Origin of the sequence: Georgenia sunbinii, assembly GCF_036421875.1 — a bacterium.
Classification (GTDB): domain Bacteria; phylum Actinomycetota; class Actinomycetes; order Actinomycetales; family Actinomycetaceae; genus Georgenia_B; species Georgenia_B sunbinii.
Genome location: NZ_JAZGOL010000003.1, coordinates 270,714 through 289,064 on the forward strand (window position 1 = coordinate 270,714; position 18,351 = coordinate 289,064).

General features: G+C 72.7%; 17 protein-coding genes. 8 read left to right on the forward strand and 9 right to left on the reverse strand.

What is annotated here, in order from left to right; genetic code table 11:
• Position 1 precedes the first annotated feature (1 nt).
• A complete protein-coding gene (locus V2J52_RS09075) occupies positions 2-670 on the forward strand; it encodes a pyrimidine reductase family protein (RefSeq protein WP_331227365.1) in 669 nt (222 codons plus the stop codon).
• Here the strand turns inward: V2J52_RS09075 and V2J52_RS09080 are convergent.
• Genes V2J52_RS09080 through V2J52_RS09090 form a run of 3 tightly spaced genes read right to left on the reverse strand, consistent with a single transcriptional unit; the run spans position 652 to position 2,017 of the window.
• Positions 652-1,335, reverse strand: coding sequence for an HAD family hydrolase (locus V2J52_RS09080; RefSeq protein WP_331227366.1), 684 nt, complete (start codon positions 1,333-1,335; stop codon positions 652-654). The genes V2J52_RS09075 and V2J52_RS09080 overlap by 19 nt on opposite strands.
• On the reverse strand, positions 1,332-1,790 hold the full coding sequence (locus V2J52_RS09085) for a PTS sugar transporter subunit IIA (RefSeq protein ID WP_331227367.1): 459 nt from the start codon (positions 1,788-1,790) through the stop codon (positions 1,332-1,334). Before V2J52_RS09085 ends, V2J52_RS09080 begins: the two co-directional genes overlap by 4 nt.
• Positions 1,787-2,017: a PTS sugar transporter subunit IIB gene (locus V2J52_RS09090; RefSeq protein WP_331227368.1), complete on the reverse strand. Its 231-nt coding sequence runs from the start codon at positions 2,015-2,017 to the stop codon at positions 1,787-1,789. Before V2J52_RS09090 ends, V2J52_RS09085 begins: the two co-directional genes overlap by 4 nt.
• Before the next feature lie 187 nt (positions 2,018-2,204).
• Here V2J52_RS09090 and V2J52_RS09095 point away from each other — a divergent pair, with 187 nt between their 5' ends.
• Positions 2,205-3,617 (forward strand): PTS transporter subunit EIIC, encoded by a 1,413-nt coding sequence (locus tag V2J52_RS09095; protein WP_331227369.1) that lies wholly within the window; start codon positions 2,205-2,207, stop codon positions 3,615-3,617.
• A gap of 9 nt (positions 3,618-3,626) precedes the next feature.
• On the opposite strand, the gene malQ is transcribed toward V2J52_RS09095, so the two are convergent.
• Positions 3,627-5,780, reverse strand: a complete 2,154-nt coding sequence (gene malQ, locus V2J52_RS09100; RefSeq protein WP_331227370.1) for a 4-alpha-glucanotransferase — start codon at positions 5,778-5,780, stop codon at positions 3,627-3,629.
• 207 nt (positions 5,781-5,987) lie between these two features.
• On the opposite strand from malQ, the gene ptsP reads away from it, so the two are divergent.
• The 5 genes from ptsP to V2J52_RS09125 are packed head-to-tail and all read left to right on the forward strand — an operon-like array spanning position 5,988 to position 12,055.
• Positions 5,988-7,691 (forward strand): phosphoenolpyruvate--protein phosphotransferase, encoded by a 1,704-nt coding sequence (gene ptsP, locus V2J52_RS09105; protein WP_331227371.1) that lies wholly within the window; start codon positions 5,988-5,990, stop codon positions 7,689-7,691.
• Positions 7,688-8,089, forward strand: a complete 402-nt coding sequence (locus V2J52_RS09110) for a globin (protein WP_331227372.1) — start codon at positions 7,688-7,690, stop codon at positions 8,087-8,089. The genes ptsP and V2J52_RS09110 overlap by 4 nt, the downstream gene beginning before the upstream one ends.
• On the forward strand, positions 8,086-8,979 hold the full coding sequence (locus tag V2J52_RS09115; RefSeq protein WP_331227373.1) for an acyl-CoA thioesterase: 894 nt from the start codon (positions 8,086-8,088) through the stop codon (positions 8,977-8,979). Before V2J52_RS09110 ends, V2J52_RS09115 begins: the two co-directional genes overlap by 4 nt.
• Before the next feature lie 22 nt (positions 8,980-9,001).
• Positions 9,002-9,964 carry a DNA topoisomerase IB gene (locus tag V2J52_RS09120; RefSeq protein WP_331227374.1) on the forward strand — a complete coding sequence of 321 codons (963 nt, stop codon included), beginning with the start codon at positions 9,002-9,004 and terminating at the stop codon, positions 9,962-9,964.
• A 48-nt stretch (positions 9,965-10,012) separates the two neighbouring features.
• The gene (locus V2J52_RS09125; RefSeq protein ID WP_331227375.1) at positions 10,013-12,055 is read left to right on the forward strand and encodes a glycoside hydrolase family 15 protein; all 2,043 of its coding nucleotides are present in this window, start codon (positions 10,013-10,015) and stop codon (positions 12,053-12,055) included.
• A gap of 7 nt (positions 12,056-12,062) precedes the next feature.
• Here V2J52_RS09125 and V2J52_RS09130 read toward each other — a convergent pair whose 3' ends face one another.
• Positions 12,063-13,274: an MFS transporter gene (locus tag V2J52_RS09130; RefSeq protein WP_331227376.1), complete on the reverse strand. Its 1,212-nt coding sequence runs from the start codon at positions 13,272-13,274 to the stop codon at positions 12,063-12,065.
• Between the two features lie 80 nt (positions 13,275-13,354).
• On the opposite strand from V2J52_RS09130, the gene V2J52_RS09135 reads away from it, so the two are divergent.
• Complete coding sequence (locus tag V2J52_RS09135) at positions 13,355-13,999, forward strand: FadR/GntR family transcriptional regulator (RefSeq protein WP_331227377.1); 645 nt, start codon at positions 13,355-13,357, stop codon at positions 13,997-13,999.
• A gap of 17 nt (positions 14,000-14,016) precedes the next feature.
• On the opposite strand, the gene V2J52_RS09140 is transcribed toward V2J52_RS09135, so the two are convergent.
• The 4 genes from V2J52_RS09140 to V2J52_RS09155 all read right to left on the reverse strand — a co-directional run bounded on the left by V2J52_RS09140 (position 14,017) and on the right by V2J52_RS09155 (position 18,307).
• On the reverse strand, positions 14,017-15,549 hold the full coding sequence (locus tag V2J52_RS09140; protein WP_331227378.1) for a SulP family inorganic anion transporter: 1,533 nt from the start codon (positions 15,547-15,549) through the stop codon (positions 14,017-14,019).
• A gap of 9 nt (positions 15,550-15,558) precedes the next feature.
• Positions 15,559-16,023 carry an acyl-CoA thioesterase gene (locus tag V2J52_RS09145; RefSeq protein WP_331227379.1) on the reverse strand — a complete coding sequence of 155 codons (465 nt, stop codon included), beginning with the start codon at positions 16,021-16,023 and terminating at the stop codon, positions 15,559-15,561.
• Between the two features lie 6 nt (positions 16,024-16,029).
• Entirely contained in the window at positions 16,030-17,712 is a 1,683-nt protein-coding gene (gene ettA, locus V2J52_RS09150; RefSeq protein ID WP_331227380.1) for an energy-dependent translational throttle protein EttA, read from the reverse strand.
• 85 nt (positions 17,713-17,797) lie between these two features.
• Entirely contained in the window at positions 17,798-18,307 is a 510-nt protein-coding gene (locus V2J52_RS09155) for a single-stranded DNA-binding protein (protein WP_331227381.1), read from the reverse strand.
• Positions 18,308-18,351: the final 44 nt, after the last annotated feature.

Here is an 18,351-nt window from a genome sequence, read left to right on the forward strand (position 1 = left end):
GATGCTCGCGCACGACCAGCTGCTCACAACCTACGGCCGCACCGACCGCTCGCGGCGGTGGGTGCGGGCGAACTTCGTCGCCAGCCTCGACGGCGCCGCCACCCACGACGGTCACGCCGGCGGGCTCGGCGACCCGGAGGACCAGCAGGTGCTCCTGCTGCTGCGCAGTCTCGCCGACGTCGTCGTCGTCGGGGCCGGCACGGTGCGCGCCGAGGGCTACGGCGGTCTGGGGGTCGAGGACCCGCCGCCGCTGGCCATCGTGTCGGCGTCCCTGGACCTCGACCCGACGGCCGCGGTGTTCACCGCGCCGGGGCCACGGCCGCTGGTAGTCACCCACGGGCGGGCACCGGCCGACCGGCGTGCCGCGCTGGCGCCGGTCGCCGAGGTGCTCGTCTGCGGCGACGACGTCGTCGACCTGCACGTCCTGCTCGACACGCTCGCCGCCCGGGGGATGACCCAGGTGCTGTGCGAGGGCGGCCCGCGGCTGTTCGGCTCGTTCGTCGCGGCCGACGTCCTCGACGAGCTGTGCCTGACCCTCTCGCCGCAGCTCGAGGGCGGCAGCGCGACGCGCATCAGCCGTGGCGACGCGCAGACGACGCGCCCGATGCGCCTCGGCCACGCGATCGCGGGCGAGCGGATGCTCTTCCTGCGCTACGAGCGCGAGGGGTAGGGCACCAGCGGGCGGAGGTCGGGCACGACGGCGTCCGCGCCGGCCTGGGCCAGCGCGTCCAGGCCGAGGCTGGTCGTCACGCCGAGCACCAGCCCGACGCCGGCGGCGCGCGCCGAGGCGAGCCCGGCGAGCGAGTCCTCGGCGGCCACGCAGGCGGCCGGCTCGACCCCCAGCCGGCGGGCACCGAGCAGGAACGGGGCGGCGGCCGGCTTGCCCACCGGGGTGTCCTCGGCCGTCACCAGCCCCACGCCGGCGCCGGCGACGCCGAGCAGCACCAGCGCCTCGGTCGCCCACGACCGCATCGCGGAGGTCACGAGGGACACCGGCAGCCCGCGCTCGCGCCAGCCGGCGATCGCCTCCCCGGCGCCGGGGACCGGGCGTGGCGGGTGGGCCACCGGGTCGACGAGCGCGAGCACCGCGTCGGTGAGCGCGACCGGGTCCTCACCGCGCCACGGCCCGTCGACGGCGGCGAACGACTCGTGGCCCCGCCGTCCCATGAACTGCCGCACGACGTCGTCGGGCACGTCCCAGCCGCGCGCGACGAAGTAGGAGCGGAACGCGGCGCGCTGCATCGGCTCGGAGTCGAGCAGCGTGCCGTCGAGGTCGAGCAGCAGGCCCGCGCCCGGCGCCGACAGCGTCTCGTGCAGCCGTCGGCGCAGCGTCACGCCCACTCGAAGATGGTGTCCCCCGCCGCCACGGCGTCGCCCGGCGCCACCGCGAAGGTCAGCGCGGCACCGTCGCCCTCGAGCGCAACGACCGGGCTCACCGGCGACCGGCCACCGGCCGCCACCTCGCCGGGGTTCCAGGAGATGAGCACCTGACCGGCGCTGACGGTGTCCTGCTCGGCGGCATGGAGCGTGAAGCCCTTGCCCCCGAGCTGGACGGTGTCCAGCCCGAGGTGGACGAGCACCCCGCGGCCGTCGCCGTCGACGACGACGAAGGCGTGCGGGTGGAGCTTGAGGATGGTGCCGTCGACCGGTGACACAGCGTCGACCTCACCGCCACGGTCCGGGTCGATGGCGATGCCCGGTCCGACGATCGACTGCGCGAACACCGGGTCCGGGACGTCGGTCATCGCCACGGCGGTACCGGCGACCGGCGCCAGCACCCGGGTCGTCACCGAAGGTCCTCGATGTCCTCGACGATGTTGTCCGCCTCGGGGCCGACGACGACCTGCACAGCGCTGCCCTGCTGGACGACGCCGAACGCACCCGCGGCGCGCAGACCCGACTCGTCCACCTTGCTCGCGTCCTCGACCTCCACCCGGATCCGGGTGATGCACGCCTCGAGGTCGACGATGTTCTTGTCGCCGCCGAGGGCCGCGAGGATGGACTCTGCCTTGCTCATCGTTACTCCACATCCACGGCCTGTGCCGCTGTCTGGTGCGGTCGCCGACTGCGCCGCCGCATACATCCCCACAGTAACCGGCTCAGCGGCAGCGGACACCCCGGCGACTCGCCCGCCACGGTGTTGACAGGTCGATCCGCCGACGGTCTAGTGGGGCACCACCCGCGCATCTGCACTCGATGAGGAGATGACCGTGTCAGCAGCAACCGCCGGCTCCGCACCCGCCAAGAAGGAGCGCCGGCCGATCCCGGGCTTCGCCCAGCTGCAGCGTGTGGGCCGGTCCCTCATGCTGCCGATCGCCTCGCTACCCGCCGCCGGCATCCTGCTGCGGCTGGGGCAGCCGGACATGCTCGGCGCCGACGGCGTCGCGAGCTGGTCCGCCATGGGCTGGGTGCAGCCGGTCGCCGACGTGTTCGCCGCCGCCGGTGGCGCGCTCATGGACAACCTGCCGATGCTCTTCGCGGTCGGCGTCGCCGTCGGCTTCGCCCGCAAGTCCGACGGCTCGACGGCGCTCGCGGCGGTCATCGGCTACCTCGTGCTCACCAACGTGCTCGGCGCGCTGGCCCCGATGACCGCGCCGTGGGGCGGGACCTTCGGCACCGAGGCGGACACCGGGACGTTGGACGCCGAGAGCGGTGAGGCGATCATCGAGCACTCGATCAACTACGGCGTCCTCGGCGGGATCACCATCGGCATCGTGGCGGCGGTGCTCTACCAGCGGTACTACCGCATCAAGCTGCCGCCCTACCTGGCGTTCTTCGGGGGCCGGCGCTTCGTGCCGATCATCACGGCCTTCACCGCCGTCGTCGTCGCGGTGGTCTTCGCCTTCCTCTACCCGGTCTTCGACACCGTCATCACCGGCTTCGGCGACTGGGTGACCAACCCGGGCAACTCCGTCGTCGGTGGCTTCGTGTTCGGTACCGTCAACCGGCTGCTCATCCCGTTCGGGCTGCACCACCTGCTCAACAACCTGCCGTGGTTCCAGTTCGGTGAGTTCACCAACCCCGACACCGGGGTGACCGCCCAAGGCGACATCTTCCGCTTCCTCGCCGGCGACCCCACCGCGGGCACCTTCATGACCGGCTTCTTCCCGATCATGATGTTCGCGCTGCCCGCCGCGGCGCTGGCGATCTGGCACACCGCCAAGCCCGCCCGCCGCAAGATCACCGGCGGGATCATGGTGTCGGTCGCGCTCACCGCGTTCCTCACCGGGATCACCGAGCCGCTCGAGTTCGCCTTCGCCTACGTCGCCTTCCCGCTGTACGCGCTGCACGCGGTGCTCACCGGGACATCGTTGGCGCTGGTCAACGCGCTGGACATCAAGAGCGGGTTCACCTTCTCCGCCGGCGCCATCGACTACCTGCTCAACTTCAACATCGCCACCCGGCCGTTGCTGATCATCGTCATCGGCCTCGGGTACGCGGTCATCTACTACTTCCTGTTCCGCTTCGTCATCACCAGGTTCCAGCTCAAGACGCCCGGCCGTGAGGACGAGGGCGACGGTGGCGTGGCCGCGCCGTCGGTGTTCGACGAGGCGCAGGAGGCGGCGGCGGTCTCCACCGGCAAGCGGGCCGCCGAGGAGGACAAGAAGAAGGAGTGAGGGCGCGTCCTACCGGGCGCGCTCGGCCATCGCGCCGCGCACGACCTTCATCAGCGACGCCAGCCGGGCGGAGCCGGCGAGCTCCTCCACCGGCACCGGACGCTCAGACCCGTCTGCCAGCGGCACCTTCCAGTTCGGGTACTCGGTGTCGGTGCCGGGCTGGTTCTGGGCGCGCCGCTCCCCCACCGCGTCGACGAGCGCGACGCCGACCAGCTGGGCGGGAGTCCGCGCGATGTAGACGTGCAGCGCCTCGACGATCTGCCGCTCGGTGGCCCCCGCGGGCAGCAGCTCGTACTCGCGCAGCCGGTCGAGCATCCGCTCCCGCTCCCGGCGGGCGGCCAGCCGCACCGTGGGGACCGGCTCGGTGAGCAGGCCGAGCCGCTCGCGCAGGTCGACGTGCTCCTCCGCGAGGTAGCCGGCGGTCGGCGGCAGGTCGTGGGTGCTGACGGTGGCGAGCACCAGCTCGCGGTACTCCTCGGGACGCAGCGGCGCGTCGTCGCCGTCCTTCTCGAACCACAGCACCGAGGTGCCGAGCACGCCGCGCTCGGCCAGGTAGTCGCGCACCCAGGGCTCGACGGTCCCGAGGTCCTCACCGATGACGACGGCGCCGGCACGGTGCGCCTCGAGCATGAGGACACCGACCATCGCCTCGTGGTCGTAGCGCACGTAGGTGCCGTCCGCGGCGCCGTGGCCGTCGGGGATCCACCACAGCCGGAACAGCCCGAGGATGTGGTCCACCCGTACCGCCCCGGCGTGGCGCAGCACGGTGCGGACCATGTCGCGCAGGGGGGCGTACCCGCTCGCCGCGAGGGCGTCGGGCCGCCACGGCGGCTGCGACCAGTTCTGCCCCTGCTGGTTGTACATGTCCGGCGGGGCGCCCACGCCGATGCCGTGCGCGAAGACGTCCTGGTCGGTCCAGGAGTCCGCGCCGCCGGGGTGGACCCCCACGGCGAGGTCGTGCATGATCCCGATCGACATCCCCGAGGCACGGGCGAGGGACTGCGCGGCGGCGAGCTGGAGGTCGGCGACCCACTGCAGCCAGACGTAGTAGTCGAGGCGGTCGGCGAGCTCGTGGCGCACCCGGTAGACGGCCGGGGAGGCGATGTCCTGCAGCTCGGCCGGCCATGCCTCGCCCTCGTGGCGCTCGTGGATCGCGCACCACAGCGCGAAGTCCTCCAGGCCCTGGCCCTGCCCGGCCCGGAACTCGTCGAGCAGCCGCTGCCGTGCCGGGGAGCGGCCGGCGGCGTAGATGACCTCGAGCGCCTGGCGCTTGGCGGCCCACGCGGCGTCGCGGTCGATCGGCCCCGGGGCCGTGGCGGTGCCGCGGACCTCCTCGGCCGCCCACTCGACGAGGGCGCGCTGCGGCCCGCCGAGGTAGGCGCACTCGCGGATGTCCTCGGGCCTGATGTAGATCGGGTTGACGAACCGCCGGGTCACCGGCAGGTAGGGCGACGGGGTCATGTGGCCGGTCTGCTCGGCCGCGTGCAGCGGGTTGATGAGCAGGAAGTCGGCGCCCTCACCACCGAAGAGGCTGCCGAGCTCGGCGAGGTCGGCGAGGTCGCCGATCCCCCAGGAGTCCGCCGACCGCACGGAGTAGAGCTGGGCCATCATGCCCCAGCCGCCGGTGGCCGGGACGCTCGGCGGCGCCATCGCCGCCGGGGTGACGGCCAGCGCGCAGCGCCCCGCCTCGACGCCGTCGACGACGGCGACCAGCTCGTGCCAGCCCAGCGGCAGGTCCGCCGGCAGGACGAAGCTCGCGCGGCCGACGCGCCGGCCGTCGACGTCACGCGGCTCGACCCACCGGTCGAGCTGACGCGCGCTGCGACGCCCGCCGTCCTCGAGCGAGACGTGGACCTCGACCTCCGAGCCGTCGGGCACGTGGCTGGCGACCTCGCGCTCCTCGCCCGTCCGCACGACCACGCTCGGTGGCAGCACCGTCAGCCACGGGGCGTCATCGGCGTCCTGGAGCGCGGCAGCGGCCGCGGCGTCGGTGCCGGCCGTGATACCCAGCGCCGCGAGCACCGCGGTGATGGTGCTCGCCGGGACCACCCGGTGGTTGCCGGTGAAGTCCCAGAACTCCGTCGCCACGCCGTGGCGCTGCGCCAGGCGCTGCAGCACGTCGCTGGGCACGTCGCCGCTGCCCTGTGGGCGTGTCGTGTTCACTGGCTCGTTCGCTCCTCGCTGTGCGCCCGGACTCGGCCACCGGCCGGTCACGTGATCCTGACAGAATCCCATGCCGCCGCACGCGATGCGCTGTGGCGCGCCCGGCGGGCCGGTAGTCTCGTCGCCGACCCGACGCTGCTCGTCGCGGACGACGTCGTGCAGTGGGACACTGTCCGGACGGGACACCGACGTGAAACAGGAGTGCATGTGACCACTGAGCAGGTCGAGCCGGGGACCATCGCCGTCACCGGCGTGGGAGTCAGTCCCGGGCGCGCCGCGGCCCGGGTGGCACAGTTCGTTGGCGCCGTCGAGGCCCCCGATCCCTACGACCGGCTCCCCGAGGACGCCGACGCCGACGCCGCGGCGTCAGCCGTCGGTCACCATGCCCGGCTGGTGTCCGAGAGCCTCACCGCGGCTGCTGCCGCCACCGTCGGCCAGAGCCGGGAGGTGCTGGAGACCACCGCCCAGATGGCCGTTGACCCGGCACTGCTGGACGTGGCCCGGGCGACCGTCCGCGACACCCGCCGCACCCCGGTGCTCGCCGTCTGGCAGGCCGCCGAGGGCATCGCCGAGCAGTTCCTCGCGCTCGGTGGCTACATGGCCGAGCGTGCCCGCGACATCCGGGACGTGCGCGACCGCATCGTCGCCAGCCTGCAGGGCCTGCCGATGCCCGGCATCCCGCGACGGGACGTGCCCTTCGTCCTCGTGGCGGTCGACCTCGCGCCGGCCGACACCGCGCAGCTCGACCCCACCAAGGTCCGGGCGATCGTCACCGCCGAGGGCGGCCCGACCTCGCACACCGCGATCCTCGCCCGCTCGCTAGGGATCCCCGCGATCGTCGGCGCCCGGCACGCGATCGAGCTGCTCACCGAAGGGCTGCCCGTGCTGGTCGACGGCGCCGCCGGGACCGTCGTCGCCGACCCGAGCGAGGCGCAGGTCCGCGCCGCCGAGCGGATCGCGGCCCAGTCCCGCACCTTCGACGGCACCGGACGCACCAGCGACGGTCGCCGGGTCCAGCTCCTCGCCAACGTGGGCGAGCCCGCCGGGGCGGCGCAGGCGGCGGCCGCCGGCGCCGAGGGCGTGGGACTGTTCCGCACCGAGTTCTGCTTCCTCGACCGGGCCGAGGAACCGAGCGTCGCCGAGCAGGTCGAGCAGTACCGCACCGTGCTCTCCGCGTTCCCGGGCAAGAAGGTCGTCATCCGCACGCTCGACGCCGGCGCGGACAAGCCGATGCCGTTCCTCACCGATACCGCTGAGCCCAACCCGGCGCTCGGGATCCGCGGCCTGCGCACGTCGTGGCGCAACCCCAAGATCCTCGACAACCAGCTGTCCGCGATCGCCAGGGCCGCCGAGGCCGAGCGGGCGGACGTGTGGGTGATGGCGCCGATGATCGCCACGGTCAACGAGACCGAGGAGTTCGTCGCCGCCTGCAGCAAGTACGGGTTGAGCACCGCCGGGGTGATGATCGAGGTGCCGAGCGCCGCGCTCCTCGCCGGGCCGATCCTCGCCCGGGCCTCGTTCGCCTCCATCGGCACCAACGACCTCACCCAGTACACGATGGCCGCCGACCGCCTGCTGGGCTCGCTGGCGCTGCTGTCCGACGCCTTCCAGCCGGCAGTGCTGCGGCTGATCCACGCGGCCTGCCAGGGAGGCGAGCAGCAGGGGCGCCCGGTGGGCGTGTGCGGCGAGTCCGCCGCCGACCCGGCGTCCGCCGTCGTGCTCGTCGGCCTGGGGGTGAGCTCGCTGTCGATGTCGCCGCGGGCGCTGGCCGACGTCGACGCCGTGCTGTCGCGGACCTCGTTCGAGCGCTGCCAGGAGCTGGCGCAGCTGGCACTGGGCGCCGAGTCGGCCGAGCATGCCCGGGCGATGGTCCGCGGCCGGCTGCCGATCCTCGACGAGCTCGGCCTGTGACCGCCGGGGCATCGCCGGAGGTGACGGTCTACCAGGCGATGGGCGGTCGGGCGACCTTCGAGCGCCTCGTCCGCCGCTTCTACGCCGGCGTGCGGGAGGACGACGTCCTCGCCCCGATGTACCCGCCGGAGGACTTCGACGGCGCCGTCGAGCGGCTGACGATGTTCCTCGAGCAGTACTGGGGCGGCCCGTCGACCTACTCCGAGACCCGGGGCCACCCGCGGCTGCGGATGCGGCACGCGCCGTACGCGGTGACGCCGCTCGCCCGCGACCGCTGGCTGGCGCACATGCGCGACGGCGTCGACGAGCTCGGGCTGTCGGCCGAGCACGAGGACCTGCTGTGGGACTACCTCGTGCGCGCCGCGTACTCGCTGGTCAACACCATGGAGCAGCCATGAGCACGGTGGACGTGGGCGAGCCGACCGAGGCGCTGGCCGCCGTGCTCGCGCTCCTCGACCTCGAGCACATCGCCCCCGACCGGTGCCTCGGCGACTCCCTCGAGCACCTCAGCGGCCGCGTCTACGGCGGTCAGGTCCTCGCGCAGTCGCTCGTCGCCGCCGCGCTCACCGTCTCCGACGCCGGGCTGCCGCAGCCCCGGCTGCCGCACTCGGTGCACGGCTACTTCCTGCGGCCGGGCCGGTTGGACCGCCCGATCAGCTTCGAGGTGGAGCGGCTGCGCGACGGCGGGTCGTTCAGCGCCCGGCGCACCCACGCCCTCCAGGACGACGAGCCGATCCTGTCGATGATCACCTCCTTCCAGGCGGAGCAGGCCGGCCTCGACCACTTCGAGGCGCCGCCGCAGGCACCGCCGCCGGAGCAGCTGGAGAGCTCGGCGGACCTGTTCGCGCGCTACGACCACCCGGCGGCGCGCTTCTACGCAAAGAACGGCGCCTTCGACATCCGGCACGTCGACGGCCAGATCTACACCCCTCGCGGTCGCTCCCCGTTGAGCCGGCAGGCGCTGTGGATGCGCTCGCGCGGCCGCGTCGAGGGCGGCCAGCTGCTCCACCGGGCGCTGCTCGCCTATGCCTGCGACCAGGTCATGCTCGAGCCGGTGCTCCGACGTCACGAGCTGGGCTGGCTGGCTCCTGGGCTGTCGGTGGCGAGCCTCGACCACGCGATGTGGTGGCACCGCGACGTCCGCGTCGACGAGTGGCTGCTATACGTCCAGGACGCCCCCAGCGCGCAGGGCGGCCGCGGGCTGGGCCTGGCGCGCGTCTTCGACCGGGCAGGCACCCTCGTGGCCACCGTGGCCCAAGAGGGCATGATCCGGCTGCACCGGGACTGAGCCCGCGGTGCGGCTGCGCAGGGTGAGCGTCGATGCTCCCGGCCTCACGCGCCGGCGCAGCGGGCGCGGGTTCAGCTACCTCGACGCGGACGGGCGGCGGGTCACGGACCCCGACGTCCTCGCGCGCTGCCAGGCGCTGGTCATCCCGCCGGCGTGGCAAGAGGTGTGGATCTGCCGGGACCCGGCCGGCCACGTCCAGGCGGTGGGGACCGACGACGCCGGCCGGCGGCAGTACCTCTACCACGAGAAGTGGCGCGAACGCCGCGAGCGTGCCAAGCACCACCACGTGCTGGAGGTCGCCAAGGACCTGCCGGCCGCCCGCCGGACCGTCGCCGAGCACCTCGCGCTGCCCGGATTCCCGCGCGACCGTGCCCTCGCCGTCGCCTTCCGGCTGCTCGACGGCGGCGCGTTCCGCATCGGCGGCGAGGTGTACGCGACCCGCCACGAGACGTACGGGCTGGCCACGCTGCGCAAGGACCACCTGCGGATCTCGCGCGACGGCGCCCTGGAGTTCCGGTTCGTCGCGAAGTCCGGCATGCGCCAGTCGCTGGTGCTGCACGACGACGAGCTCGTCGGGCCGCTCACCACGCTGCGGCGCCGTCGCGGCGGCGGGGACGAGCTGCTCGCCTACCGCGACGGTGCGCGCCGCTGGGTCGACGTGTCCTCGGCCGACATCAGCACCTACCTCAAGGAGCGCCTCGGCCCCGAGGCGAGCGCCAAGGACTTCCGCACCTGGCGCGGCACGGTCCTCGCGGCGGTCACCCTCGCCCAGGCGGACCCGCCCACCTCCGCGCGCGAGGAGCAGGCGGCGGTCCGGGCGGCGGTCGCGCGGGTCGCCCAGGAGCTGGGCAACACCCCCGCCGTCGCCCGCGGCTCCTACATCGACCCCCAGGTGGTCGCCGCCTTCGCCCGCGGCCAGACCGTCCCGGCGCCGGCCACCACCCCCGACGAGACCGAGGTCGCGGTGATCGAGCTGCTTTCCTGACGGCCGGCTTTGCCCCGGGCCCTGGCAGCGAACTAGGTTCGACGGACCATGGTCTCCCCGCTGCGCCTGCGCGCGCTCCTCGCGGTGGCCGTCCTCCTCCTGACCGGTGCCGGGCCCGCCGCGGCCGAGCCTGCCGGGGCAGCGACCGAGGCGATCCACGACGCCCAGCCCGGCCACGACTACGCCAACCTCGACATCCGCGGCGAGGGGAACGCCGCCGCACAGGTCTTCGTCACCGCCGACACCGAGCTGCGCAGCCTCGGCGCCTGGATCGTCAGCGAGTCGACGACGGGCACGGTCGTGGCCTCGGTCCGCACCGACGTCACCGACCCAGCCACCGAGGTCGCCGACGCCGTGGTGGACCTCGAGGCACTGGGTGGCACCGGCAAAGGCTGGCTGCGGCTCAGCTTCGACGACGTCGAGGTACGGCCGGGCGAGCCGTACGCGCTCGTCCTGCAGGCCACCGGCACCGACGGCCCGGTCACGTGGTGGGGAGACCGCGACGAGGCTCCCGGCGCACCGATGTGGAACCACGACCTCTCCTACTGGGGCGGCTGGGTGCAGTACGGGGCGCCGCCCGCCGAGCGGTTCGCCAGCTGGAACCTGGCGTTCTACGTCAACGACTCGCTCGCTCCCGGGGGCTGCGCCGCGGTCAACGAGTGCTGGCGGCCGCTCGCGACGGACCACCCGGAGGTGAACCCGGCGGGACTGCTGGGGACACCCGGCAACCGCTACGCGCTGTCCACCTTCGAGGTGGCCGGGGCGCAGTACGTCCGGGCGTCCAGCGTGCTGGAGCTGCCGGACGGCCAGTGGCTGTACCTGCCCGACGGCGCGATCGCACCGACGGTCGTCCCGGCCGGGCACGCCGAGGCCCTCGCGCAGATCGAGGAGAGCCGCGCCTGGCTCGCCTCGGGCACCGTCCCGGGCGCCGACGACGACCGGGAGATGAGCGAGCGCGCGCTGCTGGACATGCGGCTGCTGCTGCAGGAGAACGGCGCGGTGGCCGCGGCGTGGTTCGGCGCGTGGAAGTACTCCTGGCCGCGGGACTCGGCGTTCACCTCGGTGGCGTTCACCGTCACCGGGCACCTGGAGGAGTCCTACCGGATCCTGCGGTTCATCGCCGAGACGCAGCGGGCGGACGGCACCTGGGAGGCCCGCACCCGGCTCGACGGCTCCGGCCCACCGGACTCCCGCGGCTGGCAGCTGGACGCCAACGGCTGGTTTCCGTGGGCCACCTGGCAGTACCTGCAGGCCGCCCCCGAGGAGCAGCGGGAGGCCGCGATCGCCGAGCTCTACCCGACGGTCCGGGCGGCGGCCGACCACGCCGCCGCCAGCCTCGACGAGAACGGCATCCCGCCCGCACGCCCGGACTACTGGGAGAGCGGCTACCCGGCGCCGAACCTCGGCACCGCGGCGCCGCTGCTCGCCGGCCTGCGCGCGGCGGCGGCCATCGCCGAGACGGCCGAGGAGCACGACGACGCCACGCGGTGGTTCGCGGCCGCCGACCACCTGCAGCGCGGGATCGACATGTCCTTCGGCTCGATCGGCTACCAGCGCACGATCGTCGCCGGCAGCGGCAAGGACTCCGCCGTCACCTGGTTGGCGCCGCCCTTCAACCCGGCCGACGACGTCGTCCTCGCCGAGCTCGACACCAGCTGGCAGGCGCTGGTGCAGGAGACCGGCGGGGTGCAGCCGGGCGAGGCGTGGCGCGACGACATGACGTGGACCCCTGAGACGATGTTCTTCGCGCTCGCCTGGGCGCAGGACGGGCAGACCGACCGGGCGGCCGCGCTGGTCGACTGGCTGGACGACCACCGCACCTCGATCGGCGCCTTCCCGGAGAAGGTCGACCCGCAGGGACGGCCGGCGGCGGTGGCCACCCTCGGCTGGACGGCGTCGCTCGCCGTCATGACGCTGGCGGCGCTGGAGTCCCCGCTGCCGGTGCCGCCGGCCGGCACCGCGCAGCCGGCCGCCGCGGCCGCCGACGACACGGCCGCAGACAACGCGGCGACGCCGGCGCTGGTGACCACCGCCGGCCTGCTGGGCCTTTTCCTCGCCGCAGCGCTGCTGCTGCGGCGCCGCCGCCGCTGAGGCGCGGTCACCAGCTGTGGGCGAGCTCCGGTTCGCGCTGCACCTGGTCCTCGAGCGTGGCGGGACGGCACGCGACGTACCCGCTGACGAGGAGCACGGCGAGGCTGGTGAACAGCACGACGAACGAGCCGGTCCAGGTCCCAGAGGCCGCGTAGAGCGCTCCGATGCCGAACGGCCCGAGGCACGCGATGGCGTACCCGACGCCCTGCATAGCGCCCGACAGCACGGTGGCGCCGGCGGTGGTGCTCGTGCGCGCGTTGACGAGCGTCAGGCACAGCGGGAACGTGCTGACGCCGAGCCCGAGGAGCACCACCCACACGACTGCTCCGGCGGCGGGCGAGAGCAGCAGGCCCAGGTAGCCCGCGACCATGCAGGCCGTGCACACCGCGACGATGACGAACGGGTTGCGCATCCGGATGGCCAGGGGCGGCACGACGAACGCCGCCGGGAGCCCGAGCACCGAGAAGAGCGCCAGCAGCGCCCCGCCTGACGCAGGGTCGGCGCCCGCGTCGACGAGGATCGCGGGAAGCCAGGTGAACACCGCGTGGACGTTGAGGCTGGTGATCCCCATCATGAGCACCAACGACCACAGCAGCGGAGTGCGCCAGGCGCCCGCGAGGCGCACCGGGGCCTCGTCCGTGGGACGCTCGACGACGCCTGATCGCCCTGCGAGGGCGATGAACAGCACGGCGGCGACGCCGGTCAGCAGCGCCCACATCCCGATCGCCCACCGCCAGCCCACCGCGAGCGCCACCGGCATCGCGACGAGCGGCGCGACGAACTGGCCGACCTGCAGCAGGGCGATGTAGAGCGAGCTCACCGCCTTGAGGTGCGCGGCGAAGTACTTCTTCACCAACGGGATGACGAGCACGTTGGACGCGCCGACGCCGGTGAACGCGATGACGGTGGACGCCACGAGCGCCGGCGTCGACGGCGAGAGCGCGCGCAGCAGGATGCCGGCCGTGGTGAGCACGACCGCGATCGCGATCGTGCGCTCGAGTCCCAGCCGGCGCGCGACGGAGGCTGCCAGCAGCCCGAACACGGCGAAGCTCGCGGTGACGATCGTGCCCAGCACGCCGTAGAGCGAGGGCCCGAAGCCGAGGTCCGCGCCGATGAGGTCGAGGAGGGGCGTGAACCCGGTGACCGCGGTGCGTAGATTGAGGGCAGTGAGGATGACGGCAAGCACGGGAAGCGCACTCGCGCGGACTCGGTCGGTCACGGATAGTCCAAAGGTAGGATGATGGGATGAATCGGCTCGACTCTAGCGGGTCCCCCACCCCCGTGCGCAAGGCGCCGAGCATGACCGACACCGTGACGGCGCGGTTCCACGACGCGATCGCGTCGGGCACGTGGCCCGTCGGCGAGCGGATCCCGGTCGAGGCCGAGCTCATGGCGTGGGTCGGGGCGGGGCGCAACACCGTCCGGGAGGCGATCCAGTCGCTCGTGCAGGCAGGGCTGGTCCGCCGCGAGCAGGGACGCGGCACGTTCGTCATCGCACGCTCGGAGCTCGTGACATCCGTCGCGCGTCGCGCGTCGCGGGTCGCTCGCCGCGATGTCCTCGAGCTGCGCGACGCGATCGACGGCGCCGCGTCGGCCATCGCCGCGCGCCGACGCGACGACGCCGACGTCGCCGCACTGCTCGGCGCGCTCCATGCCCGCACCCGGGCGTGGGAGTCGACGGACCGGAGCGTGCGGGTCGCCGCCGACCTCGCCCTGCACCGTGCGGTCATCGCCGCGACGCACAACGAGCTGTTCACCGAGCTCTACGACGGCCTCGTCCCCCTCTACGAGGAGGTGCTGGCGGACGACGTCGACCACGCCGACGATCCCCACCAGGCCGAGCACGAGCGGCTCGTCCACGCGATCATCGACGAGGCCCCGGCCGATGCTGCGGCGGCCGTCTCCGCCATCCTCGCACCGCTGATCGACGGCATCGCGGACTGAGTCAGTGCGGGCGGCGCTCAGTCCGTGCTGAGGTGCCCGGCGAGCCGGCCGTGCCGGGCCGCGCTCGCCTCGTTGAGCCCGGTGATGGTCACGTTCTTGCCGCGCTGCCGGTACTTGTGGGTGATGGCGTCCAGGGTCGCCACCGTCGACGCGTCCCAGATGTGGGACCGGGAGAGGTCGATGACGACGTTCTGGGGATCACCGGCGTAGTCGAACTGGTAGACGAGGTCGTTGGACGACGCCCACAGCAGCTCGCCGAGCACGGCGTAGACCCGGGTGTCGGCGTCCGGGTGCGCGACCTCGACGACCTCGGTCATGTGCGCGACCCGGTTGACGAACATCACGGCCGCCACCACCACGCCGGTGATGACCCCGATCGCCAGGTTGCCGGTGGCCACGGTGACCGCGACGGTGGCGAGCATGACGGCGGTCTCGCTCTTGGGCATCCGCCGCAGCGTGCGCGGGTGCACCGAGTGCCAGTCGAAGGTGCCCACCGAGACCATGATCATCACCGCGACGAGCGCCGCCATCGGGATCTGGCTGATGATGTCGCCGAAGCCGACGACGAGCACGAGCAGGAACAGCCCGGCGAGGAACGTGGAGATCCGGGTCCGGGCGCGGGAGACCTTGACGTTGATCATCGTCTGCCCGATCATCGCGCAGCCGCCCATGCCGCCGAAGAACCCGGTGATCACGTTGGCCGTGCCCTGGCCCCAGGCCTCACGGGTCTTGTTCGACCGGGTGTCGGTGACGTCGTCGACGAGCTTGGCCGTCATGAGGGACTCCATGAGCCCGACGAGCGCCATCCCCGCGGCGAACGGGCCGATGATCTGCAGCGTCTCCCAGGTGAGCGGGACGTCGGGCACGAACAGCGACGGCAGCGAGTCGGGCAGCTCGCCCTGGTCACCGACGTTGGGGACCGTGATGGAGAAGACGAGGGTCACCGCGGTGAGCACGACGATCGCGACGAGCGGCGCGGGCACCGCGGTGGTCAGCCGCGGCAGGTAGACCATCACCGCGATCCCGGCAGCGACCATCGCGTACACCGGCCACGGCACGTCGCTGAGGTAGGGCAGCTGGGCGAGGACGATGAGGATCGCCAGCGCGTTGACGAAGCCGATCATCACGCTGCGCGGGATGAACCGCATGAGCCGCGCGACGCCGAGCACGCCGAGCGCGACCTGGATGATGCCGGCGAGGATGACGGTAGCGATGAGGTAGTCCATGCCGTGCTCGCGCATCACCGGGGCGATGACCAGCGCCACCGCGCCGGTGGCCGCCGAGATCATCGCCGGCCGACCGCCGAGGAAGGCGATCGACACCGCCATGGTGAACGAGGCGAACAGTCCTACCCGCGGGTCGACCCCGGCGATGATGGAGAACGAGATCGCCTCGGGGATGAGCGCCAGCGCGACGACGAGTCCGCCGAGCACCTCGGTGCGCAGCCGTCGCGGGTTGCGCAGCGCACCGAGCACCGAGGTCACGTCCTCGGTCCGGATCCGTCGACGCTGCTCAGGTGTCAGGCGGGGCGGGCCGACGGGCGATGACATGGTTCTCCTTCAGCGTGATCGGCGCCGGCGGAACTCCACCGGCGCCTCGAGCAGCTCGCTCCAGGTGCTGCGCTCGTCCTCGGTGAGCCGGCGGGGCCGGCCGGTCGCGGCATCGACGAGCACGAGTGTCGTCGTGGCGCGGGCGGCGACACCGCCCGGCCCGGGGACCTCGTAGCAGACGTCGAGGCTGGCGCCGCCGAGGCGTCCCAGCCACATCTGCACGTCGATCGGTGCGGTCGTGTACTTCACCGGGGCGAGGTACTCGATCTCCTGGTGAGCGATGAGGGTCGCGGTGCTCGCGCCGTCACCGGCGGCGAGGAGGCCGCCCGCGGCGGCGCCGTCGTCGGCCGGGTCCGCCCAGAACGCGGCGATGCGCGCCTCCTCGAGGAGGGTAAGCATCGCCGCATTGTTGACATGCCCGTAACCGTCGATGTCGGACCAGCGGATCTTGACGGGAACGGTGAGTCGGGTCACGGAGCGTCAGTCGCGGGTGAGCTTGCGGTACGTCATCCGGTGCGGGCGCGCCGCGTCCTGGCCGAGGCGCTCGACCTTGTTCTCCTCGTAGGCCGCGAAGTTGCCCTCGAACCAGTACCAGCTCGCCGGGTTCTCGTCGGTGCCCTCCCACGCGAGGATGTGGGTGGCGACGCGGTCGAGGAACCACCGGTCGTGAGAGACGACGACGGCGCAACCGGGGAAGTTGAGCAGCGCGTTCTCCAGCGAGCCGAGGGTCTCGACGTCGAGGTCGTTGGTGGGCTCGTCCAGCAGCAGCAGGTTGCCGCCCTGCTTGAGGGTGAGCGCGAGGTTGAGGCGGTTGCGCTCACCGCCGGACAGGACGCCGGCCGGCTTCTGCTGGTCGGGGCCCTTGAAACCGAACTGTGAGACGTAGGCCCGCGAGGGGATCTCGACGTTGCCGACCTGGATGAAGTCGAGGCCGTCGGAGACGACCTCCCACAGCGTCTTCTTCGGGTCCAGGCCACCGCGGCTCTGGTCGACGTAGGAGATCTTGACCGTCTCGCCGATCTTCAGGTCACCCGCGTCGAGCGGCTCGAGGCCGACGATCGTCTTGAACAGGGTGGTCTTCCCGACGCCGTTGGGGCCGATGACGCCGACGATGCCGTTGGGGGGCAGCGTGAACGAGAGGTTGTCGATGAGCTTCCGGTCGCCGAAGCCCTTCTCCAGGTCCTTCGCCTCGATGACGATCGAGCCCAGCCGCGGGCCCGGCGGGATCTGGATCTCCTCGAAGTCGAGCTTGCGGGTGCGGTCGGCCTCTGCGGCCATCTCCTCGTAGCGGGCGAGCCGGGCCTTGGACTTGGCCTGGCGCCCCTTGACGCTGGAGCGGACCCACTCGAGCTCGTCCTTGAGGCGCTTCTGCAGCTTGGCGTCCTTCTTGCCCTGCACCTGCAGCCGGGCGCCCTTCTTCTCCAGGTAGGTGGAGTAGTTGCCCTCGTAGGGGTAGAGCCGGCCGCGGTCGACCTCAGCGATCCACTCGGCGACGTGGTCGAGGAAGTACCGGTCGTGAGTGATGGCGATGACGGCGCCGGCGTACTTGGCCAGGTGCTGCTCGAGCCACATCACCGACTCGGCGTCGAGGTGGTTGGTGGGCTCGTCGAGCAGCAGGAGGTCCGGTGCCTCGAGGAGCAGCTTGCACAGCGCGACCCGGCGGCGCTCACCACCGGAGAGCACGGTGACGTCGGCGTCGGGCGGCGGGAGGCGCAGCGCGTCCATCGCCTGCTCGAGCTGCGAGTCGAGGTCCCACGCGTTGGCGGCGTCGATCTCCGTCTGGAGCGTGCCCATCTCGGCCATGAGCGCGTCGAAGTCCGCGTCCGGGTTCGCCATCTCCTCGCCGATGGCGTTGAAGCGGTCGAGCTTGCCCTTGATGCCGGCGACACCCTCCTGGACGTTCTCCAGGACGGTCTTGGTCTCGTCCAGCGGCGGCTCCTGCAGCAGGATCCCGACGCTGTAGCCGGGGGTCAGGTGCGCCTCGCCGTTGGAGGGCTGGTCGAGCCCGGCCATGATCTTGAGGATCGTCGACTTGCCGGCGCCGTTCGGACCGAGCATGCCGATCTTCGCGCCGGGGTAGAACGCCATGGTCACGTCGTCGAGGATGACCTTCTCGCCGTGCGCCTTGCGTGCCTTGACCATCGAGTAGATGTACTCGGCCACATCTCTCCTGTGTGCTTCGAGGGTTGGCGGCCGGCGGTGGCCGGTCGCTGCACCCTCCAGCGTAGGTCACCCGTCCCGCGTTGACCTACCCGGCGAGCTTCTCCCAGTCGAGCGGCTCCACCGGCTCCGGGGCGAGGTACTCCTCGGTGTCCTCGTCCGGGCCACCGGGCTCGTCGGCCGAGGCTGCGGCGTCGGCCGAGGCGGTGGAGCCGGCGACGACGCCCGGGGTCTCGCGGGTGACCTTGGTGTAGGTCACCCGGCCGTACCGGATGTCGACCCCGATGGTGCGGCTGGTGACCACGTTGGTGTGCCGCGTCCCGTCGTCGGAGGTCCACTCCTCCGAGGAGAGCACGCCCTGGACGATCACCGGTGTCCCCCGGGTGAGCGAGGACGTGACGTTGTCGCCGGCCGGTCCCCACACCTTGACGGTGAACCACTCGGTGGGCTTGTCGCGCCACTGACGGGTGACCGGGTCCATGAAGCCGCTGGTAGACCCCAGCCGGAAGTTCACCACCTGCCGGCCGGCGGCCGTGATGTGGATGCTGGGCTCGGTCCCGACCCGGCCCCGCAGCGTGATGAGGTTGCTGTCGCTCATGATGTTCCCCTTCTCGCGGCCGGACGGCTGCCGGCCTGGGGACC

Coding starts and splice junctions, on each gene's coding strand:
- V2J52_RS09075 (WP_331227365.1), top strand. CDS start 2: ATGCTCGCGCACGACCAGCTGCTCACAACCTACGGCCGCACCGACCGC.
- V2J52_RS09135 (WP_331227377.1), top strand. CDS start 13,355: ATGACCGACACCGTGACGGCGCGGTTCCACGACGCGATCGCGTCGGGC.
- V2J52_RS09125 (WP_331227375.1), top strand. CDS start 10,013: ATGGTCTCCCCGCTGCGCCTGCGCGCGCTCCTCGCGGTGGCCGTCCTC.
- V2J52_RS09140 (WP_331227378.1), bottom strand. CDS start 15,549: ATGTCATCGCCCGTCGGCCCGCCCCGCCTGACACCTGAGCAGCGTCGA.
- V2J52_RS09155 (WP_331227381.1), bottom strand. CDS start 18,307: ATGAGCGACAGCAACCTCATCACGCTGCGGGGCCGGGTCGGGACCGAG.
- V2J52_RS09095 (WP_331227369.1), top strand. CDS start 2,205: ATGACCGTGTCAGCAGCAACCGCCGGCTCCGCACCCGCCAAGAAGGAG.
- V2J52_RS09115 (WP_331227373.1), top strand. CDS start 8,086: ATGAGCACGGTGGACGTGGGCGAGCCGACCGAGGCGCTGGCCGCCGTG.
- V2J52_RS09090 (WP_331227368.1), bottom strand. CDS start 2,017: ATGAGCAAGGCAGAGTCCATCCTCGCGGCCCTCGGCGGCGACAAGAAC.